This is a genomic window from Diaphorobacter sp. LR2014-1 (assembly GCF_002916785.1).
Lineage (GTDB): Bacteria > Pseudomonadota > Gammaproteobacteria > Burkholderiales > Burkholderiaceae_C > Diaphorobacter > Diaphorobacter nitroreducens.
Genome location: NZ_MTBE01000004.1, coordinates 121,382 through 139,072, shown reverse-complemented (window position 1 = coordinate 139,072; position 17,691 = coordinate 121,382). Strand labels below are relative to the sequence as shown.

General features: G+C 63.4%; 17 protein-coding genes. 12 read left to right on the top strand and 5 right to left on the bottom strand.

What is annotated here, in order from left to right:
* The first annotated feature begins 13 nt into the window (after window positions 1-13).
* The 9 genes from lysS (at window position 14) to BV908_RS05365 (ending at window position 9,759) form a co-directional block, all read left to right on the top strand.
* Window positions 14-1,561 (top strand): lysine--tRNA ligase, encoded by a 1,548-nt coding sequence (gene lysS, locus BV908_RS05405; protein ID WP_011806371.1) that lies wholly within the window; start codon window positions 14-16, stop codon window positions 1,559-1,561.
* Between the two features lie 73 nt (window positions 1,562-1,634).
* On the top strand, window positions 1,635-2,660 hold the full coding sequence (locus BV908_RS05400) for a diguanylate cyclase (RefSeq protein ID WP_103737446.1): 1,026 nt from the start codon (window positions 1,635-1,637) through the stop codon (window positions 2,658-2,660).
* Window positions 2,661-2,699: 39 nt separating this feature from the next.
* Window positions 2,700-3,368 carry a mechanosensitive ion channel family protein gene (locus BV908_RS05395; RefSeq protein ID WP_103737445.1) on the top strand — a complete coding sequence of 223 codons (669 nt, stop codon included), beginning with the start codon at window positions 2,700-2,702 and terminating at the stop codon, window positions 3,366-3,368.
* A 362-nt stretch (window positions 3,369-3,730) separates the two neighbouring features.
* On the top strand, window positions 3,731-4,852 hold the full coding sequence (locus BV908_RS05390; protein ID WP_011806374.1) for a branched-chain amino acid ABC transporter substrate-binding protein: 1,122 nt from the start codon (window positions 3,731-3,733) through the stop codon (window positions 4,850-4,852).
* Window positions 4,853-4,953: 101 nt separating this feature from the next.
* Window positions 4,954-5,880, top strand: a complete 927-nt coding sequence (livH, locus tag BV908_RS05385; RefSeq protein ID WP_011806375.1) for a high-affinity branched-chain amino acid ABC transporter permease LivH — start codon at window positions 4,954-4,956, stop codon at window positions 5,878-5,880.
* Window positions 5,880-7,121, top strand: coding sequence for a high-affinity branched-chain amino acid ABC transporter permease LivM (locus BV908_RS05380; RefSeq protein WP_103737444.1), 1,242 nt, complete (start codon window positions 5,880-5,882; stop codon window positions 7,119-7,121). The genes livH and BV908_RS05380 overlap by 1 nt, the downstream gene beginning before the upstream one ends.
* Window positions 7,118-7,885 (top strand): high-affinity branched-chain amino acid ABC transporter ATP-binding protein LivG, encoded by a 768-nt coding sequence (gene livG / locus BV908_RS05375; RefSeq protein WP_015913961.1) that lies wholly within the window; start codon window positions 7,118-7,120, stop codon window positions 7,883-7,885. The genes BV908_RS05380 and livG overlap by 4 nt, the downstream gene beginning before the upstream one ends.
* 11 nt (window positions 7,886-7,896) lie before the next feature.
* Complete coding sequence (locus BV908_RS05370; RefSeq protein WP_103737512.1) at window positions 7,897-8,598, top strand: ABC transporter ATP-binding protein; 702 nt, start codon at window positions 7,897-7,899, stop codon at window positions 8,596-8,598.
* 423 nt (window positions 8,599-9,021) lie between these two features.
* Window positions 9,022-9,759: a hypothetical protein gene (locus BV908_RS05365; RefSeq protein ID WP_103737443.1), complete on the top strand. Its 738-nt coding sequence runs from the start codon at window positions 9,022-9,024 to the stop codon at window positions 9,757-9,759.
* Here the strand turns inward: BV908_RS05365 and BV908_RS05360 are convergent.
* A complete protein-coding gene (locus BV908_RS05360) occupies window positions 9,727-11,097 on the bottom strand; it encodes a cytochrome P450 (protein WP_103737442.1) in 1,371 nt (456 codons plus the stop codon). The two genes, BV908_RS05365 and BV908_RS05360, sit on opposite strands and share 33 nt — an antisense overlap.
* A gap of 195 nt (window positions 11,098-11,292) precedes the next feature.
* Here BV908_RS05360 and BV908_RS05355 point away from each other — a divergent pair, with 195 nt between their 5' ends.
* On the top strand, window positions 11,293-11,475 hold the full coding sequence (locus BV908_RS05355) for a hypothetical protein (RefSeq protein ID WP_348639061.1): 183 nt from the start codon (window positions 11,293-11,295) through the stop codon (window positions 11,473-11,475).
* On the opposite strand, the gene BV908_RS05350 is transcribed toward BV908_RS05355, so the two are convergent.
* The 4 genes from BV908_RS05350 to BV908_RS05335 form a co-directional block, all read right to left on the bottom strand.
* Window positions 11,472-11,822, bottom strand: a complete 351-nt coding sequence (locus BV908_RS05350; RefSeq protein WP_103737441.1) for a hypothetical protein — start codon at window positions 11,820-11,822, stop codon at window positions 11,472-11,474. The genes BV908_RS05355 and BV908_RS05350 overlap by 4 nt on opposite strands.
* A 306-nt stretch (window positions 11,823-12,128) precedes the next feature.
* Complete coding sequence (locus tag BV908_RS05345) at window positions 12,129-12,461, bottom strand: antibiotic biosynthesis monooxygenase (RefSeq protein ID WP_103737440.1); 333 nt, start codon at window positions 12,459-12,461, stop codon at window positions 12,129-12,131.
* Window positions 12,462-12,642: 181 nt separating this feature from the next.
* The gene (locus BV908_RS05340) at window positions 12,643-14,049 is read right to left on the bottom strand and encodes a heavy metal sensor histidine kinase (protein WP_255580604.1); all 1,407 of its coding nucleotides are present in this window, start codon (window positions 14,047-14,049) and stop codon (window positions 12,643-12,645) included.
* Window positions 14,046-14,744: a heavy metal response regulator transcription factor gene (locus BV908_RS05335; protein ID WP_103737438.1), complete on the bottom strand. Its 699-nt coding sequence runs from the start codon at window positions 14,742-14,744 to the stop codon at window positions 14,046-14,048. The genes BV908_RS05340 and BV908_RS05335 overlap by 4 nt, the downstream gene beginning before the upstream one ends.
* Window positions 14,745-14,862: 118 nt before the next feature.
* On the opposite strand from BV908_RS05335, the gene BV908_RS05330 reads away from it, so the two are divergent.
* Both BV908_RS05330 and BV908_RS05325 read left to right on the top strand, forming a co-directional pair.
* On the top strand, window positions 14,863-16,680 hold the full coding sequence (locus BV908_RS05330; RefSeq protein WP_103737437.1) for a copper resistance system multicopper oxidase: 1,818 nt from the start codon (window positions 14,863-14,865) through the stop codon (window positions 16,678-16,680).
* Window positions 16,677-17,687 carry a copper resistance protein B gene (locus tag BV908_RS05325; RefSeq protein ID WP_246867446.1) on the top strand — a complete coding sequence of 337 codons (1,011 nt, stop codon included), beginning with the start codon at window positions 16,677-16,679 and terminating at the stop codon, window positions 17,685-17,687. Before BV908_RS05330 ends, BV908_RS05325 begins: the two co-directional genes overlap by 4 nt.
* Window positions 17,688-17,691 lie beyond the last annotated feature (4 nt).

Below are 17,691 nucleotides of genomic sequence, written 5' to 3'. Positions count from 1 at the left end.
CCAGCACTCCGCCATGTCCACTGAAGCCACTCCTGCACCAGCCCCCCAGGACGAAAACCAACTCATCGCCGAACGCCGTGAAAAGCTCAAGGCTCTGCGCGAGAACCAGGCCCAGGGTCAAGGCGTGGCATTTCCCAACGACTACAAGCCCCAGCACCATGCCGCAGTGCTGCAGCAGCAGTACGGCACATTGGATGGAGAAGCGCTCGAAGCGCAGGCGATCACGGTGAGCGTGGCCGGCCGCATGATGCTCAAGCGCGTCATGGGTAAGGCCAGCTTCGCGACCCTGCAGGATGGATCGCTGGGTGACACCGGCGGGCGCATCCAGCTCTACGTGACACGCGACGCCATTGGCGAGGAAGCCTATTCCGACTTCAAGCGCTGGGACCTCGGCGACATCCTGGGTGCCGAAGGCACGCTGATGAAGACCAAGACCGGCGAGCTATCGGTCAAGGTGTCGCGCCTGCGCCTGCTCACCAAGAGCCTGCGCCCCATGCCCGACAAGTTCCACGGTGTGGCCGACCAGGAGGTCAAGTACCGCCAGCGCTACGTGGACCTGATGACCGACGAGGCCGCGCGCCGCCGCTTCGTCGCGCGCAGCAAGGCTGTGGGCAGCATCCGCTCTTTCATGATGGAGCACGGCTTCCTGGAGGTGGAAACGCCCATGCTGCACCCCATTCCCGGCGGCGCCAACGCCAAGCCCTTCGTCACCCACCACAATGCGTTGGAGCAGGAGATGTTCCTGCGCATCGCGCCCGAGCTGTACCTCAAGCGCCTGATCGTCGGCGGCTTCGAGCGCGTGTTCGAGATCAACCGCAACTTCCGCAACGAAGGCATCTCGGTGCGCCACAACCCCGAGTTCACGATGATGGAGTTTTATGCGGCCTACTGGAACTACCGCGATCTGATGGATTTCACCGAGGCGCTGGTGCGCGATGCCGCACTCAAGGCCACGGGCACGCTGCAGCTCACCTACGGTGGCCGCGCGGTGGATCTGGCCCAGCCCTTCCAGCGCCTCACGATCCGCGAGGCCATCTACCAGCACACCGAGGCCGGCGCACATGTGGACGATGCCGCCTGGCTCATCAGCGCGCTCAAGAAACTGGGCATGACCGAGGAGAAGGACCGCCTGTCCACCCGGACCCTCGCCAGCCTGCAGGTGCTCTACTTCGAGGAAGAGGTGGAGGACAAGCTCTGGCAGCCGACCTTCATCATGGAGCACCCGACCGAGATCAGCCCTCTGGCGCGCGCCAACGACCTGCGCCCCGAGGTGACGGAGCGCTTCGAGCTCTACATCACCGGCCGCGAGTTCGGCAATGGCTTCTCGGAGCTGAACGACGCCGAAGACCAGGCCGCCCGCTTTCATGCGCAGGTGGCTGCCAAGGACGCGGGCGATGACGAGGCCATGTTCTTCGACCACGACTTCGTACGTGCGCTGGAATACGGCATGCCGCCCACAGGTGGTTGCGGCATCGGCATCGACCGGCTGATGATGCTGCTCACCGACAGCCCGAGCATCCGTGACGTGATCCTGTTCCCGGCCCTGCGGCGCGAGCACTGACCCGTGGGCATGCGTGGCCGCACGTGGCCACGCTGACATCCCGCCGCACCAGCGGCCTCCACTGCGCCACCTCATGAGCCCTCCTGCCAGCGCCAACGCATTTCCGCAGTTCCTGCTTGAGCCCTTCAGCGTGCTGCTGGTGGAGGACCAGGCGTCCGTGCGCGCCACACTGGCAGGCGAGCTGCGCCATGTGGGGGTGTCGGAAGTACTGGAGGCCGCCTCGGCCGACGCGGCGCTACAGCTGTTCAAGCTGCGGCGTCCCGACCTGGTGCTGCTGGACATACACCTGCCTGGCGGCAACGACGGCTACTGGGTGGCCCAGCGCATGCGCGAGGCAGAACCCGGCGGCTGGACGCCCATCATCTTCCTCTCGGGGCTGGATGGCGACCTGGATGTGTGGCGCGGCATCGAAGCCGGCGGAGACGACTATCTCGTCAAGCCCGTCAAGCCGATCGTTCTGGCCGCCAAGCTGCGCGCCATGCGCCGGCTGCGCGACATGCGCAGGCGCCTCGTGGAACTGACCGAAGAGCTGCACGTGGCCAACCAGCACCTCAACGAGATGGTGGAGATGGACCCGCTCACGGGGCTGGTCAACCGCCGCGGCTTCGACCGCATCCTGCACAGCGAGATCCTCGCCGCGCGGCGCGACGGAGTGCCGCTCACGCTGATGCTGTGCGACCTGGACCATTTCAAGAGATACAACGACACCCTGGGCCATGTGCAGGGCGATGCCTGCCTGAAGGAGGTCGGCCGCGTGCTGCACGACGTCTGCATGCGCCCGCGCGACGTGGCCTCGCGCTATGGCGGCGAAGAATTTGCACTCATCCTGCCCAACACGCCGCGCTCGGGCGCCATGACGTTCGCGCGCGCGCTGGGCAAGCTGTTGAAGGCCCGCGCCATCGCCCATCCGGGCTCGCCCAACGGCGAAACGCTCACGCTGTCGGGTGGCATTACCACGTGCGTGCCCGACGACGGTACCAGCGCCGAGACCATGCTCATGCGCGCCGACGAGGCCCTGTACGCCGCCAAGGCCCAGGGCCGGGACCGCTTCTTCAGCTTCGAGATGCAGATGGACACCATCGAGCAGCGGCAGATCTGAGCCGCATCCGACGTTGGCCCACCCGTTCGTTCCCCCGACATGCTGCCGCGACTGAAAACCGCCCTCCCCCTCTGGATGCACGACTGGCTCGACATCATCGTGCCCGGTGTGCAGATTGTGCTCATCGTCCTGGCCGCGCTGCTGCTGCAGCGCCTGCTGCTGCGCATCATCATGCGGGCCAGCGACCACTACCAGTTCCCGCACGAACTGCTCATACCCATCAACGCCGTGGTGCGCTGGCTCATCCTGGGCAGCGCCGGCCTGCTGGTACTGGAGCGCCTGGGGGTGTCAGCGGCCGTGCTGTGGACGGCCTTCACCGGCTTCGCCACAGTGGGCGCGGTGGCGTTCTTCGCGGCATGGAGCGTGCTGTCCAATCTGTTTTGCGCCTTTCTGATCTTCACCGTCGGCCCGTTCCGCGTGGGAGACCACATCGAACTGCTGGACACCGCCGACAAGCCCGGCGCCCTGGGCCGCGTGATGGACATCAACTTGCTTTACACCACGCTGGAGGACGCCACCGCCCCCGAGCCTGGCACGCTGCTGCAGATTCCCAACACACTGATCTTCCAGCGCGTGGTGCGCCGCTGGCGTGCCGGCACGCCGGTGCCGGAGTCACGGCTACATCCTGCTCCGGATTCCGCCGCCTGCGCCGCCACCGCTCGCGAGCCCGCCAGCACGCCCGCGCCCAAGCCGGCGAGCTTTCCTTGATGGCCCAAGTACCTCGACGGGGTTGATGCTCATCAAAATATAGCTGTCTGCGCTTGATGGGCGGGCGCTGCAGGCCTTTTTGACATATATTCGGGCACCCCACGGCCGCACAGCGCGGTCACTGCGCCCCGGGTGACGGGCAAAACCCTATCGCCCCCGCGCATGTCAGTCCGCCGTAAGCCCCGCGGACAACGCTGCCCGTCTTTCGGCAACAGCCCTAGCAAAAACCTTCCGGCAGGGCCACCCCCGGTTACCCTGTTGCCAACGCCACACATCCCGTTAATCTTTGCGGCCTACGTCTCAGGCTCCCACCGGGGCCTGTTGATTTTTCAGACCGCTTTACCCAAAGTTGAAAGAGTCCTATGAGCATTCCGTTCCGCATGCACACCGTCGTTGCCGCACTGGGTCTGGCCGGTGCCGCTTTGTTCTCCACCGCGCATGCGCAAGTCAAGATCGCCATGGTGATGCCCACCACTGGCCCGCTGACGCAGTACGGTGACATGGTCAAGGAAGGCGTGACAACGGCCGTCGAGATGGCCAACGCCGCTGGCGGCGTGGGCGGCAAGAAGATCGAGTTGGTCTCCATCGACGATGCCTGCGAACCCAAGCAAGGCCCCGTGGCCGCCAACCGTGTGGTGAATGCCAAGATCGGCTACGTGATCGGCCCGGTGTGCTCGGGTGCCTCCATCGCTGCCGCTCCCATCTACAACAACGAGGGCGTGGTCGTCATCACCCCGTCGGCCACCTCCCCGGCGCTCACCGACGGCAAGAACTACCACTTCATCTTCCGCACCATCGGCCGTGACGACCAACAAGGCCCTGCCGCTGCCAAGTTCATCGCCGAAAAGGCCAAGCCCAAGAAGGTCGCCGTGCTGCACGACAAGCAGTCCTATGGCCAGGGCATCGCCTCCTCCGTGCGTGACGACCTGAAGAAGGCCGGCATCACCGTGGCGCTGTTCGAAGGCATCAACGCCGGCGACAGCGACTACTCCGCCGTCATCACCAAGCTCAAGAGCGCTGGCGTGGACTTCGTGTACTACGGCGGCTACCACCCCGAGATGGGCCTGCTGCTGCGCCAGGCCGGCGAGCAAGGCCTGAAGGTGCGCATGATGGGCCCCGAGGGCGTGGGCAACCCTGAGGTGAACGCCATTGCCGGTAACGCCGTGGAAGGCATGCTGGTGACGCTGCCGGCCGACTTCGCTGCCAACCCCAAGAACGCTGCCGTCGTGGCCGCCTTCAAGGACAAGAAGCGCAATGCGTCCGGCGCCTTCCAGCTGACCTCGTTCGCCGCCACCCAGGCACTGCTGGACAGCATCAAGGCCGTGGGTGACAACCCTGCCAAGGTGGCCGACCACCTGCACAAGAGCACCATCGAAACGGTGCTGGGCCCCGTGTCCTGGAACAAGCAGGGCGACCTGAACAGCTTCGACTTCCAGGTCTTCCAGTGGCACAAGGACGGCAGCAAGAGCCTGGCCGCCAAGTAAACCCACCTCCCCGTCCCAAGGGTGCGTTGCGCAAGCCACGCACCCTTGGTCCATTGCATTCGGCCCCTGGAGGGGCCTTTTCCTGTTGAGGGGTGGCATGCATGTCTGATCTCATACCCCAGCTGGTACAACAGCTGTTCAATGGTCTTTCGCTGGGCGCCATCTACGCGCTGATCGCGATCGGCTACACGATGGTCTACGGCATCATCGGAATGATCAACTTCGCCCATGGCGACATCTACATGATCGGCGCCTACATCGGCCTGGTCACGCTGTCGGCCGTCGGCGTGCAGAGTGGCCTGCCGGTGTGGGCGATCATCGCCCTGATGCTGGTGGTAGCGGTGGCCATCACGGGCGTCTACGGCTTCGTGGTGGAGCAGGTGGCCTACAAGCCGCTGCGCAGCAGCCCGCGCCTGGTGGCGCTGATCTCGGCCATCGGCATGTCCATCTTCCTGCAGAACTGGGTGGCGCTGGGCCAGGGCGCGCGCGACATGGCCGTGCCCTCGCTGATCCCCGGCGCGCTGCGCTTTGGCAGTGAAGGCGGCTTCGAGGTCTACGTGCCCTACTCGCGCATCCTCATCATCGCCGTGGCGGTGGTGCTGATGATTGCGCTCACGCTGTACATCCAGCACTCGCGCATGGGCCGCGCCTCGCGCGCCTGCTCGCAGGACATGCACATGGCCAACCTGCTGGGCATCGACACCAACCGCGTGATCTCGTTCACCTTCATCCTGGGCGCCATGCTGGCGGCCGTGGGCGGCGTGCTGATCGCACTCGCCGTGGGCAAGCTCAACCCCTTCATCGGGTTCATCGCCGGCATCAAGGCGTTCACGGCGGCCGTCCTCGGGGGCATCGGCTCCATTCCCGGCGCCATGCTGGGCGGGGTGATCCTGGGCGTGGCCGAGACCTTCGCCGCCGCCTACATCTCGTCGGAGTACAAGGACATCGTGGCCTTCGGCCTGCTGGTGCTCATCCTGCTGGTGCGCCCCACGGGCCTGCTGGGCAAGCCTGAAGTGGAGAAAGTCTGATGCACGCCACCGGTTTTTCTTCCCATCTCAAGAACGCGCTGATCGCCACCTTTCTGGCGGCCATCGTGGTACTGCCCATCTTCACGCTGCACCTGGAGCGCGCAGGCACGCGCACCATCATCGTGCCCGAGTGGCGCACGCTGCTGTGGGGGTGCCTCGCCGTGTTCGTGGTGCAACTGCTGCGCCCGCTGCTGGGTACGCGGCTGCCCAAGCTGTCGCTGCCCAGCCTGCCTCAGGCGGCGCCGGGCCAGCGCAAGGTGCTGATCTTCGTGGCGCTGATGATCGCGGCATCGTGGCCGTTCTTCGCCGGCCGCAACGCCGTGGACATCGCCACGCTGGCCATGATCTACGTGATGCTGGGCCTCGGCCTGAACATCGTGGTGGGCTTCGCCGGCCTGTTGGACCTGGGCTTCGTGGGCTTCTATGCCGTGGGTGCATACACCTATGCGCTGCTGTTCCACTGGGCCGGCTGGAGCTTCTGGGAAGCCCTTCCCCTGGCCGGCGCGGCGGCGGCGCTGTTCGGCTTCGTGCTGGGCTTTCCAGTGCTGCGCCTGCGGGGTGACTATCTGGCCATCGTGACGCTGGGCTTTGGCGAAATCATCCGGCTGCTGCTGGTCAACCTGACCGACTGGACGGGCGGACCGGACGGCATCTCCAGCATCCCCAAGCCGTCCGTGCTGGGCCTGGAGATGACACGCTCGCCCACCGTGGAGGGCGGCACCACCTTCCACCAGTTCTTCGGGATGGAGTTCAACTCGCTGCACATGGTGATCGCCCTGTACCTGATGGCGCTGCTGCTCGCGGTGGTCACGCTGTTCATCAGCAACCGCCTGATCCGCATGCCCATCGGCCGCGCCTGGGAGGCACTGCGCGAGGACGAGATCGCCTGCCGGTCGCTGGGCCTGAACCCCATGAAGATCAAGCTCTCGGCCTTCACGCTGGGCGCCATGTTCGCGGGCTTCGGCGGCGCGTTCTTCGCGGCGCGCCAGGGCATCGTGAACCCCGAGTCGTTCACCTTCATCGAGTCTGCGCTGATCCTGGCCATCGTGGTGCTGGGCGGCATGGGCTCGCAGCTGGGCGTGATCGTGGCGGCCATCATCCTCACCGTGTTGCCCGAACTGGCACGCGAATTCTCCGAGTACCGCATGCTGATCTTCGGCCTGGTCATGATCCTGATGATGGTGTGGCGCCCGCAGGGCCTGCTGCCCATGAAACGCCACCATGTGGAGGTGCCCGCATGAGCGCCCCCCTGCTTGAGGTCAAGGACCTGTGCATGCGCTTCGGCGGCCTGCTGGCGGTGGACCATGTGGCCTTCGACGTGAAACCGCAGGAGGTGTTTGCCATCATCGGCCCCAACGGTGCGGGCAAGACCACGGTGTTCAATTGCATCAGCGGCTTCTACCAGCCCAGCAGCGGCCAGATCGCGCTGCAGGGCCAGGCCATCGCGGGCTACACCAGCCACCAGGTCGCGCGTCAGGGCGTGGTGCGCACGTTCCAGAACGTGCGCCTGTTCAAGGGCATGACGGTGCTGGAGAACCTGCTGGTGGCCCAGCACCACCAGTCGCAGGCACCGCTGCTGGCCGGCCTGTTCAATACCGCACGCTACCGCCGGAGCGAGGCCGAGAAGATCGATCAAGCCATGCACTGGCTGGACGTCATGGGCCTGCGCGAGTTCGTGAACCGCGAGGCCGGCAACCTGGCCTACGGGCACCAGCGCCGCCTGGAGATCGCGCGCTGCATGATCACCAAGCCGCGCCTGCTCATGCTGGACGAGCCCGCCGCGGGCCTGAATCCGCAGGAGAAGAAGGACCTGCAGGCGCTGATCGATCAACTGCGCCGCCAGTACGGCGTGACGGTGCTGCTCATCGAGCACGACATGGGGCTGGTGATGGGCGTTTCCGAGCGCATCCTGGTCATGGAATACGGCAAGCCCATCGCCATGGGCACGCCCGACGCCATCCGCAACGACGAACGGGTCATCAAGGCCTATCTGGGGGAAGCGTGATGGCCCAGCCCATGCTGCAAGTAGAAAACCTGTCCACGCACTACGGCGCGATCTGCGCCGTGAATGGCGTGAGCCTGCACGTGAACCAGGGCGAAATCGTCTCGCTGATCGGCTCCAATGGCGCGGGCAAGACCTCGCTGCTCATGACCCTGTGCGGCACGCCGCGCGCCAGCGGTGGCACCGTGCGCTTCGAGGGCGAGGACATCACCCAGCAACCCACGCACCTCATCATGCGCAAGGGCATCGCCGTCTCGCCCGAGGGACGCCGCATCTTCTCGAACCTGACCGTGGTCGAGAACCTGAAGATGGGTGGCTTCTTCCAGGACGGCGCTGCCATTGAGGAGGGCATGGAACACGTGTTCAAGCTGTTTCCGCGCCTGAAGGACCGCGCAGCGCAGCGTGCCGGCACCATGTCGGGTGGCGAGCAGCAGATGCTGGCCATCGGCCGCGCGCTGATGAGCAAGCCCCGCCTGCTGCTGCTGGACGAGCCCACGCTGGGCCTGGCGCCGCTGATCATTGCGCAGATCTTCGAGATCATCCAGGCCATCCGCGCCCAGGGCGTCACCGTGTTCCTGGTGGAACAGAACGCCAACCGCGCCCTGCAGATTGCCGACCGCGGCTACGTGCTGGAAAACGGCCGCGTGGTGCTGGAAGACACAGGCGCCGCGCTGCTGACCAATGCGGACGTGCGCAAGGCGTATCTGGGGGCTTGACCGGCGGCGCGGTCATTTTCACCGCCTGAATCAAGCCGCTCCGAACCGCCCCTGGATTCGCGAGGCTGTTCAGCATGACATTAACGGGAAGTAAACTTATCCACAGCCACATGGCACGACTACACTCCAACAGATAGATGGGGTCAAAATTGAACAGAAATCGGAGGGGCAGGATTGCGTCGAAATCAACAGATCAAAATTAATGATCAGGGCTGAATATGCCAGAGTGAACCAGTCATGCATTCGCACTACCTAACCCACTGCAAACTGGCTGTATTACTTTTTTTCTCACTCTCGCTGTCCGCCTGCTCGACAGGGAGGATAGAACAATCACGCTTACTCCCCGGAGAAACTTCCGACGAAATCAGGATGGTTCGGAACCTACCCAGAACGACCGTCCGCTGCCATGCAGCGATTGCCCCCTTGGCCGATAACTCCGTCAACCGCCGCAACACGCTTTTCGTCCATCCCGGCCTGCTTCTGTTCGGTCTGCACTGGGATCGCAGTCTTGCCGTTGAAGCCGGCACCATCCTGACCGAGTATCGCTTCGCCGGAAAAATGCTGGAACTGCCGGATCGCGATTTGACACCCATCTACCAGCATGCCATCACAGGCCCAGGCACGGAGTTCATAGGTATTCACTACAGCATGGGCGGGCGCCCCGACATTCTGCGCGGCAGCTTAGACGCCATCAAGCAGGCGGCCCAATTCAGAGGCGTTCCGCTTCATTATCATGCGCTGCTCTTCGACCCGTTCTCAATATCGGACATTGGAACTCTGATCGACGTCAATGAGTCGGAGCTTGGCTACGTGTTCGTCCTGCTTTCCAGCGAATACTCGTTTCTCAGGCCCGATATCCGGAGCCTGCCCAGGTCATTCATCGAGTCGGAGAAGGTTTTCTTCATTTATGCCGAGGACTTCGGGGAAAGCTGGGGCCACTTCGGCATGCTCAATGCGTTTCGCGGGCAGCATTTCAAGGATTCCGAGCACAGCGGTGGCGAGAAAATGCGTACCCTGTTCCAGGGAATGCTCGCCTTGGCACTCAATGGCCAGCATGCGCCCGCGCTTCAGGACAAGCAGGCCTGCGAGAGTTCGCCCGACTACGCCGAAATCAGGGACATGACCTCTTCATCGCAATCCGGCACGAGGGGAAAACCGTAAGCGGAAATCATAGTCTGGCCGCGAAGTCAGGTTGCCCAGTGGCTTGGGCACTCGCTTGCTCACGCGCTCGACATGGTGGTGGGCCAGTAACTCCGATAGGATGACCTTGAGTTCTGCTTCGGCAAAAGACTTGCCGGGGCAAAATCGCGCGCCATAGCCAAATGGCTGGAAGCGCAGCTTGGCATGCTCCCCTTTCTCCCCTATACCGAGCCAACGAGCAGGGCAAAACTGGGCAGCAGTTTCCCAGTTCTCCTTGTGGCGCTGAATAGTCCAAGGGGAGATGGCAATCGAACTTCCTCCGGGCAATTGTTTTCCACGAAATTCAACGCTCTCCTTGATATCCCTGAAGTAGAAGGCAATTGGCGGATACAGCCGCAGCCCCTCATGGATTAGGTTCTCTACCGCCCTAGCATAAGCCTCCCCGTCGGTCTCAACCGCGCGCAGGCCATCCACCAGCGAAACATCGCCCGCGATCTCCCATAACAACCAGCTCAACACCGATGCGGAAGTCTCATGCCCGGCGAGAATCATCACCGACACCTCATCGAGCAAAAGTTCGGCCAGTTTTTCCCGGGGCACATCGCCCGCTTCTTCCATCAAGGCCGCCACAAATGGCGGTAAATGCAATCCCGGCAGCCCCCCCTCCCCCGAGACTCCCAGCAAAGGCATGACGAAGCGATGGCGCATGATCTCGCGCATTTCATGGCCAATCGTGCTGAGCTGAACGTTTTCCAGGAAGCGCGATTCCTGCGCAGCACCGCCCGCAGTGCAGAAGACCACCGAAGGGTTGCAGCGCTTGTGGTATTCGAAGAAAAGATCCACAAATCGCAGGCTCTCGGCGACTGAGAAACAATCCCCGAAGATCACCGTGGTCACAATATCAATGGTCAAGCGCGACATCTCGCGCGGCACTGGTATGACCCCTCCCGCAGCATCCCAATCTGCAATGTAGCGTTTAGTCAGCACCGCTGCGGCCTGCGCGACCTCGGCGTCCGTAACCCTGGTGAGGGTCTTCAAATAAGTTCTGCGACGCGTGCGAACCTCACCCCCACCCGGCTGGCCGAAAACCCCCTTCCCGATCAAGGGCTGGAGCATCGCCTCCAGGTGCGTGCTCTTCGGGAAATTCCCATCCTTGTCCACGAGCACACACTTGGCGACCGACAGATCGTTCGCAAGCGCGATACTTCCTGCCGGAACCTGGTACACCAGCAGTTGCCGTTCAAATGCCTTCCACCCAAGAAAACGCATTGGACTCGGCATCCAGCGGGCCATGGCCCGGCACACTAACACCGAACGCAACGCCACGTTCCCGAGGATACGAAAAAAGCTCAACATCATCGACGGTCAATCCGGAAAATTAAACACTATTGGCAAAACCAATGAATCGGAAGTTTCCGAGCCCATCATGCCAGCCTTCGGTAACCCGGGATAGATTTCGACTTTGCGTTCTGCACCTGCAGCTTGCCCCGGTCATCAACCCAGTCATCGACCAGATGATGGGCAAGCACTGGCATCCAGTTTACCAACGCCCATGTGCTGGATGCCGCCGCCCCGCAGCGCATGGCCGCCGTCACCATCCAACCCACGCTGGAACACGATGAAAAGCGCCACACCCTGCGCGGCCCGCTGCTCACCACCGTGCTGGCCGCAGCTGGCGTGGATGAATGCCTCACCCACCGCAAACAAAAACCACAACGAACAGTTGCCTCGGCTTAAAAAACCATCACATGGTCAACAAGATACCTTCCGCCCTGTTCAACCAGAACCATCTCCGCCACAAACTCACCTGGAATTTTGCTGAACCCTTGCCTCCAGACGATAGCCACCGATTCAGGCCGCCGGAAAATCGCCACGAAATCTCGATTGGTGAAAAACCCCTTGGTGCTTTGATACTCTTGGCAAATCCACACCAGACGTTCTTCTGACAGAACCCCTTTCAGGCGATCCGTGAAATCCTGAATGTGCCTCTCGTAATCAACTTCCGTCGACGCATCCATCAAGTTATCCATGATTGGATTGGCAATCGACAGGATTTCAGCATCTGATTTTTGGGACAGATTCATATGACTTTCTATTGAGCATAACGTTGACACCAAACAGCGGATAGAGACTGGCATAGCCAGTCATAGGTCGTCCGCTTGATCAGAAAATTAGGTACGACAGGGAGGGGATTACCCATAAAAATTGCTTCCGGAACGAATAGGTCAACAAAAGCCACAGCGCACTCTGTGGGATTCATGGTCTTCTGCATATTCCAAATAAGAATTAAACGACAGTGATCTTACGAGATGTAGTCGGATAAGACAAAGCGCTGCAACGTTATGCCCTGAGCGTACCCACCAATCCAAGCTGCTAGACCGACTGCGCATTCACCCGCCGCAACGGGTGACAGGCAGCCGATCATCAAGCCTTGAATCCCCATAAATCCGCAACACCTGCGAGATAACCACCTGATAACCCTCCAGCCAATTGGCTTGCGCCTGTTTGGCCTGCAGGTGTTTGGGGTGCTGCACCAGTTGCTGCAGCGCTTCCAGCGACTCCCAGTAATAGACATTGGAAATAAGGCCGGTTGTGGGGTTCTCCCAGGCTTCCTCGCCCAGGTATCCGGGGATGGACTTCGCCAGCGCGGCAATCTCCTGATCAAGCCGATGAAAGGCATCGTCGAACTGCTTGGTGGAAAAGATGAAGGTGGACGAATACATGGTGGCACGGCCCCAGAGAAAATATCAGGAAAATTGGACTCTAACGCTTATGGGTAAAGCGCTGACAGCTATTGAATATGCAGCACCCGGACAAACCACCCCTACTCCCCCAGGCACATGCCGATGTCGCACCGCGGTGATCGGCTCATGCTGCAGCGGGACCATGCGGCCGAACCGCCCACTATGGGCTCGCCCGTGCCGGCAGCACTATCTCAAAAACATTCCCATCGTGTTCGCTGAAGGCTCTGACGCTGCCCCCGTGCGCCTGAACGATGGCTTGTGCGATCGCCAGACCCAGGCCGGCCCCCTCGCTGGCGCCGATTTCGTGGCTGCGATCGGATTCGGCTCGGTAAAAGCGCTCGAACAGCCTTGACAGCACTGCCGGCGGGATGGGCGTACCCGCGTTTCGTACGGCAACGCTGACTCGATCTCCATGCCGCTCGATCCGCACATCGATCGCCTCACCGCGCGGGGTATAGCGCAGAGCGTTGGAAAGCAAGTTGTTCATCGCTCTGCGCAGCATCAGGCGGTCACCCGGCACCGTGGCCGCGCCTTGCAGGCGCAGTGCAACGCCACGGTCTTCCGCCAGCGCTTCGTAGAAGTCGAACAGCGCGTGTACTTCATCGGCCAACACGACAGGTTCGCGCGAGGGCAGCAAATGACCGTGCTGCGCTTTGGCCAACAGCAACATATCGGCCACCGTGCGTGCCAGGCGTTCCAACTCCTCGGCATTGGATGCCAGGACTTCGCGGTACTCCGCGCTCGTACGCGCCTGGCCAAGGGTGACCTGGGTCTGCGTCAGCAAGTTCGACAAAGGGGTACGCAGCTCATGCGCAATGTCGGAGGAAAAGCGGGTCAGGCGCTCAAACGATTCTTGAAGCCGCTCCAGCATGGCGTTAAGCGCACTCGCCAGCTCCGCCAGCTCCGCAGGCACGGCTTCGACGGGCATGCGTTCGTCGAGGTCGCCCGATCCGATGCGTGCCGCTTTCCTGCCCATGAGGTGCAACGGTTTCAGGGCCCGTCGCACCGCCCACCACGCCAGCAGCGCGCAGCCCAGACCCGTCAGCAGGACGTATCCAATCAGCGCGCGCCGAAAGTTGGCGATGAAGGCTTCGTGATGATGAATGTCGAGCGCCATGGCCACGGTGAGCGGCGAAGCGCCGTCCAGCGCCGAGGTCATCAGCATGGCGCTTCCGCGCCACGCATGCTCGCCTTCACGCCAGGTGATTATTGGAACCGGGTGCGTCACACCGACCTGTTGCATGAGCGTGGCCGGCATGGCACTGGCGTTCTGCTCGAACCAAACCGACCCGTCAGGGGCCTGCACGCGCACTGCAAGGTCATGATGGCTGGCAAAGGATGAGTCAAGCCGGGCGGGCAGCGCCGTCATCGCCGCGGCGGAGTCTGCCTGCGCGATCAACGTACGTGCCTGCTGCAAATGGCTGTGCAGCGTGCCGCGGTCCTGCGCCTCGAAATGCGCGTCGAGCGCCCACATCGTCACGCCGCCGAGTACCCCCAGCGCAAGGCTGGCCAGGCCCGCCACCAGAAGGGTCAGCCGGGTGCCGAGAGAGGCGCGGCCCCCTATCACCAAGCGGGCGCCTCGTCGTCCAGAACGTAGCCCATGCCGCGCACGGTCCGGATCAGCTTGGGCTGAAACGCATCGTCCACTTTGGCGCGCAGGCGCCGCATGGCGACTTCGACCACGTTGGAGTCGCTGTCGAAGTTCATGTCCCAGACTTGGGAAGCGATCAGCGAACGCGGCAGCACCTCGCCACGGCGGCGCAGCAACAACTCCAGCAGCGCGAACTCCTTGCCCGTCAGTTCGATGCGCTGACCGCTGCGTGTCGCACGTCGGCGCAGCAAATCCAACGTGAGGTCGGCGGCCTGCAGGGTGGCCGCTTCGCCCTCCGTCGTGTTCATTGCGGCGCGCCGCAGCAAGGTGCGCACCCGCGCCAGCAATTCGGCAAAGGCGAATGGCTTGACCAGGTAATCGTCAGCGCCGAGTTCCAGCCCCTTGACGCGATCCTCCACCGTGTCGCGTGCCGTGAGAAAGAGCACCGGTGTGCCCTTTCTGCCCGACTGGCGCAGCGCACCCAAGACCTGCCAGCCGTCGAGGCCGGGGAGCATGACGTCGAGCACGATCAAGTCATGGTCACCCGTCAAGGCCAGGTGCAGGCCATCGGGACCATTGCGTGCGAGTTCCACGTTGTAGCCTGCCTCGCACAGGCCTTGGCGCAGATAGTCGCCGGTCTTGGTTTCGTCCTCGACGATCAGGATTTTCATGGTTCAGGGCCGAGTGTGAGACCGAGTGTGCCTTCATCTGTACGACGCCGGCGTAGATGATAAAAATGTAATCGGCGCGTCATCCTGGTGTCGGCGGCTGGGTCAGAAACTGGCTGCCATGCCTCACCCCACACTCTTTCCCAACCTTCCGCACCCGACGCGGCGCCGGTTCGCACAGATTCTGGCCATGTACGGCACGTTGGGTGCCCTGGCCCCCGCCGCGTCGTGGGCGCAAAGCGATCTCCCCGCCGCGCGCACCGGCACGCCGCCCGAGTTGCGCGGCCCCCAGTTTGATCTGACGCTGGCGGAAACCTCCGTCAACTTCGATGGCCGGACCGGCATTGCCACCACCATCAACGGCAGCCTGCCCGGCCCCACGCTGCGCATGCGCGAGGGCGAGACGGTGACGATCCGGGTCACCAATCGCTTGCGCGAAGCAGCCTCGATCCACTGGCACGGCATCATCCTGCCGTTCCAGATGGACGGCGTGCCGGGCATCAGCTTTGCCGGCATCGCGCCGGGCGAGACCTTCACCTACCAGTTCAAGCTGGAGCAAAGCGGCACCTACTGGTACCACTCCCACAGCGGCATGCAGGAGCTGACCGGCATCTATGGCGCGCTGATCGTGGAGCCGCGCGGCGGCGAGACCATCCGCGCCGACCGCGAGCATGTGGTGCTGCTCTCGGACTGGACTGGCAGCGACCCGATGCACGCCTTGAACATGCTCAAGGCCCAGGGCGACGTGTTCAACCAGAACCGCCCGGCGATGCGCGACTTCCTGCGCGACGTGCGGGCGCGCGGGCTGAGCGCCACGCTCCAGGATCGCGACATGTGGAACGCCATGCGCATGAGCCCGACCGACCTGGGCGACCTGTCTTCAACCGTGCTCAGCTACCTGGTCAATGGCAGTGCGCCGGGCGCCAACTGGACGGCCTTGTTCAAGCCCGGCGAGCGCGTGCGCCTGCGCTGCATCAACGGCTCCGGCAACACCTTCTACGACTTGCGCATCCCCGGACTCAAGCTCACCGTGGTGCAGATGGACGGCCAGGACGTGGAGCCCGCGACCGTCGATGAGTTTCGCTTCGGCCCCGGCCAGACCTGCGATGTGCTGGTGCAGCCCAAGGACGACGCCTACACCATCTACGCGCAATCCATGGATCGCACCGGCTTCGCGCGCGGCACGCTTGCCGTTCGCCAGGGCTTGAGCGCGCCCGTCCCCGCGCTGGACCCGGTGCAATGGCTGACCATGGCCGACATGATGGGCGGCATGAGCCACGGCGGCGGCCACGACATGGCCGCGATGGGCCATGGCTCGATGGCTGGAATGAGCCACGGCGACATGGCCGGAATGAACCACGGGAGCATGCCCGGCATGGCACATTCCATGGCGCCCAGCCCGCTGCAAAAGCCCGGCACCACGGTACGCCACGCGCGCACCGAGTGGGGCCCCGGCACCGACATGCGCGTGGACATGCCGCGCACCAACCTCGACGACCCCGGCGTCGGCCTGCGCAACAACGGGCGGCGGGTGCTGAACCTGGCCGATCTCAAGACGATCGGTGGCCCGCTCGATGCACGCGGCGCCGAGCGCGAGATGGAACTGCACCTGACCGGCAACATGGAGCGCTACACCTGGTCGCTCGACGGCCTGGCATTCGCCGACAGCAAACCGCTGCACTTCCGCTACGGCGAGCGGCTGCGCGTCATCCTGCACAACGACACCATGATGACGCACCCCATGCACCTGCACGGGATGTGGAGCGAGCTGGAATCGCCGGAAGGTGAATTTCTGGCGCGCCTGCACACCATTCCCGTCCAACCGGCGCAGCGGGTGAGCTTTCTGGTCACCGCCGACGCCCTGGGCCGATGGGTCTGGCATTGCCACCTGATGTTCCACATGGACATGGGCATGTTCCGGGAGGTGGTGGTCGCATGAACGCCCTCGAAACCAAATCATTGACGGATCGCACACCCATGGCACAAACCACCTCGCTGGCCCTGGCACTCCTGTTGCTCGCCGGCGGCTCGGCCGCGTGGGCGCAGGGGCACCCACCAAGCGGTATGCACGACATGCACGGTGGCCACCCCAGCGCGCCCGGATCGGCTACCGCCCCTTCGGCAACGCAAAAGATGCCCGACGCACCAGCCATGCCCGGCGCGGACACCGCGCCCATGGATCACGGCAGCATGCAGATGCAGGGTGGCAGCCCTCCTGCGGACGCGCGCGACCCCAACGCCTACTCCGAAGGCTTCGAGCGCGGTCAAGGCCTGCATGTGCCAGACGGCGTGACGCGCCTCGAACTGGCGGATCAGCACGCTTTCGGCAATCTGCGCGTCAATCGCCTGGAGCGCGCCTGGACACGCCACGGGGGCAATTTCACCGCCTACGACCTGCAGGGCCGCTTCGGGCGCGATTTCGATCACCTGGTCGTCAAGGCGGAAGGCGAAGTCGCCAAGGGCAAGCTCCACGACTCGCGCACCGAACTGCTGTGGGGCCATGCCGTCGCCCCCTACTGGGACACCCAGCTGGGTGTGCGCTTCGACAAGGGCGAAGGCAAAAACCGCCAATGGCTGGCCGTCGGCATCCAGGGCCTGGCGCCGTACTGGTTTGAACTGGGCGCCACTGCCTACCTGGGCAATGGCGGGCGCACGGCCTTGCGGCTGGAAGGCGAATACGACTGGCGCCTCACCCAGAAACTGGCCCTGCAACCGCGAACCGAATGGACCTTCTACGGCAAGAACGACCGGGAAAACGGCCGTGGAAAAGGCTTGAGCACGGCGACTGTCGGCATGCGCCTGCGCTATGACATCACACGCCAGATCACGCCCTACGTCGGAGTCGAATGGCAAAAGTCATTCGGCCGCACCGGCGACTTCGCCCGTGCCGAGGGCGGCCGCGTCAGCCAGACCCGCTGGGTGGCCGGCCTCAGTTTCTGGTTCTGAACAT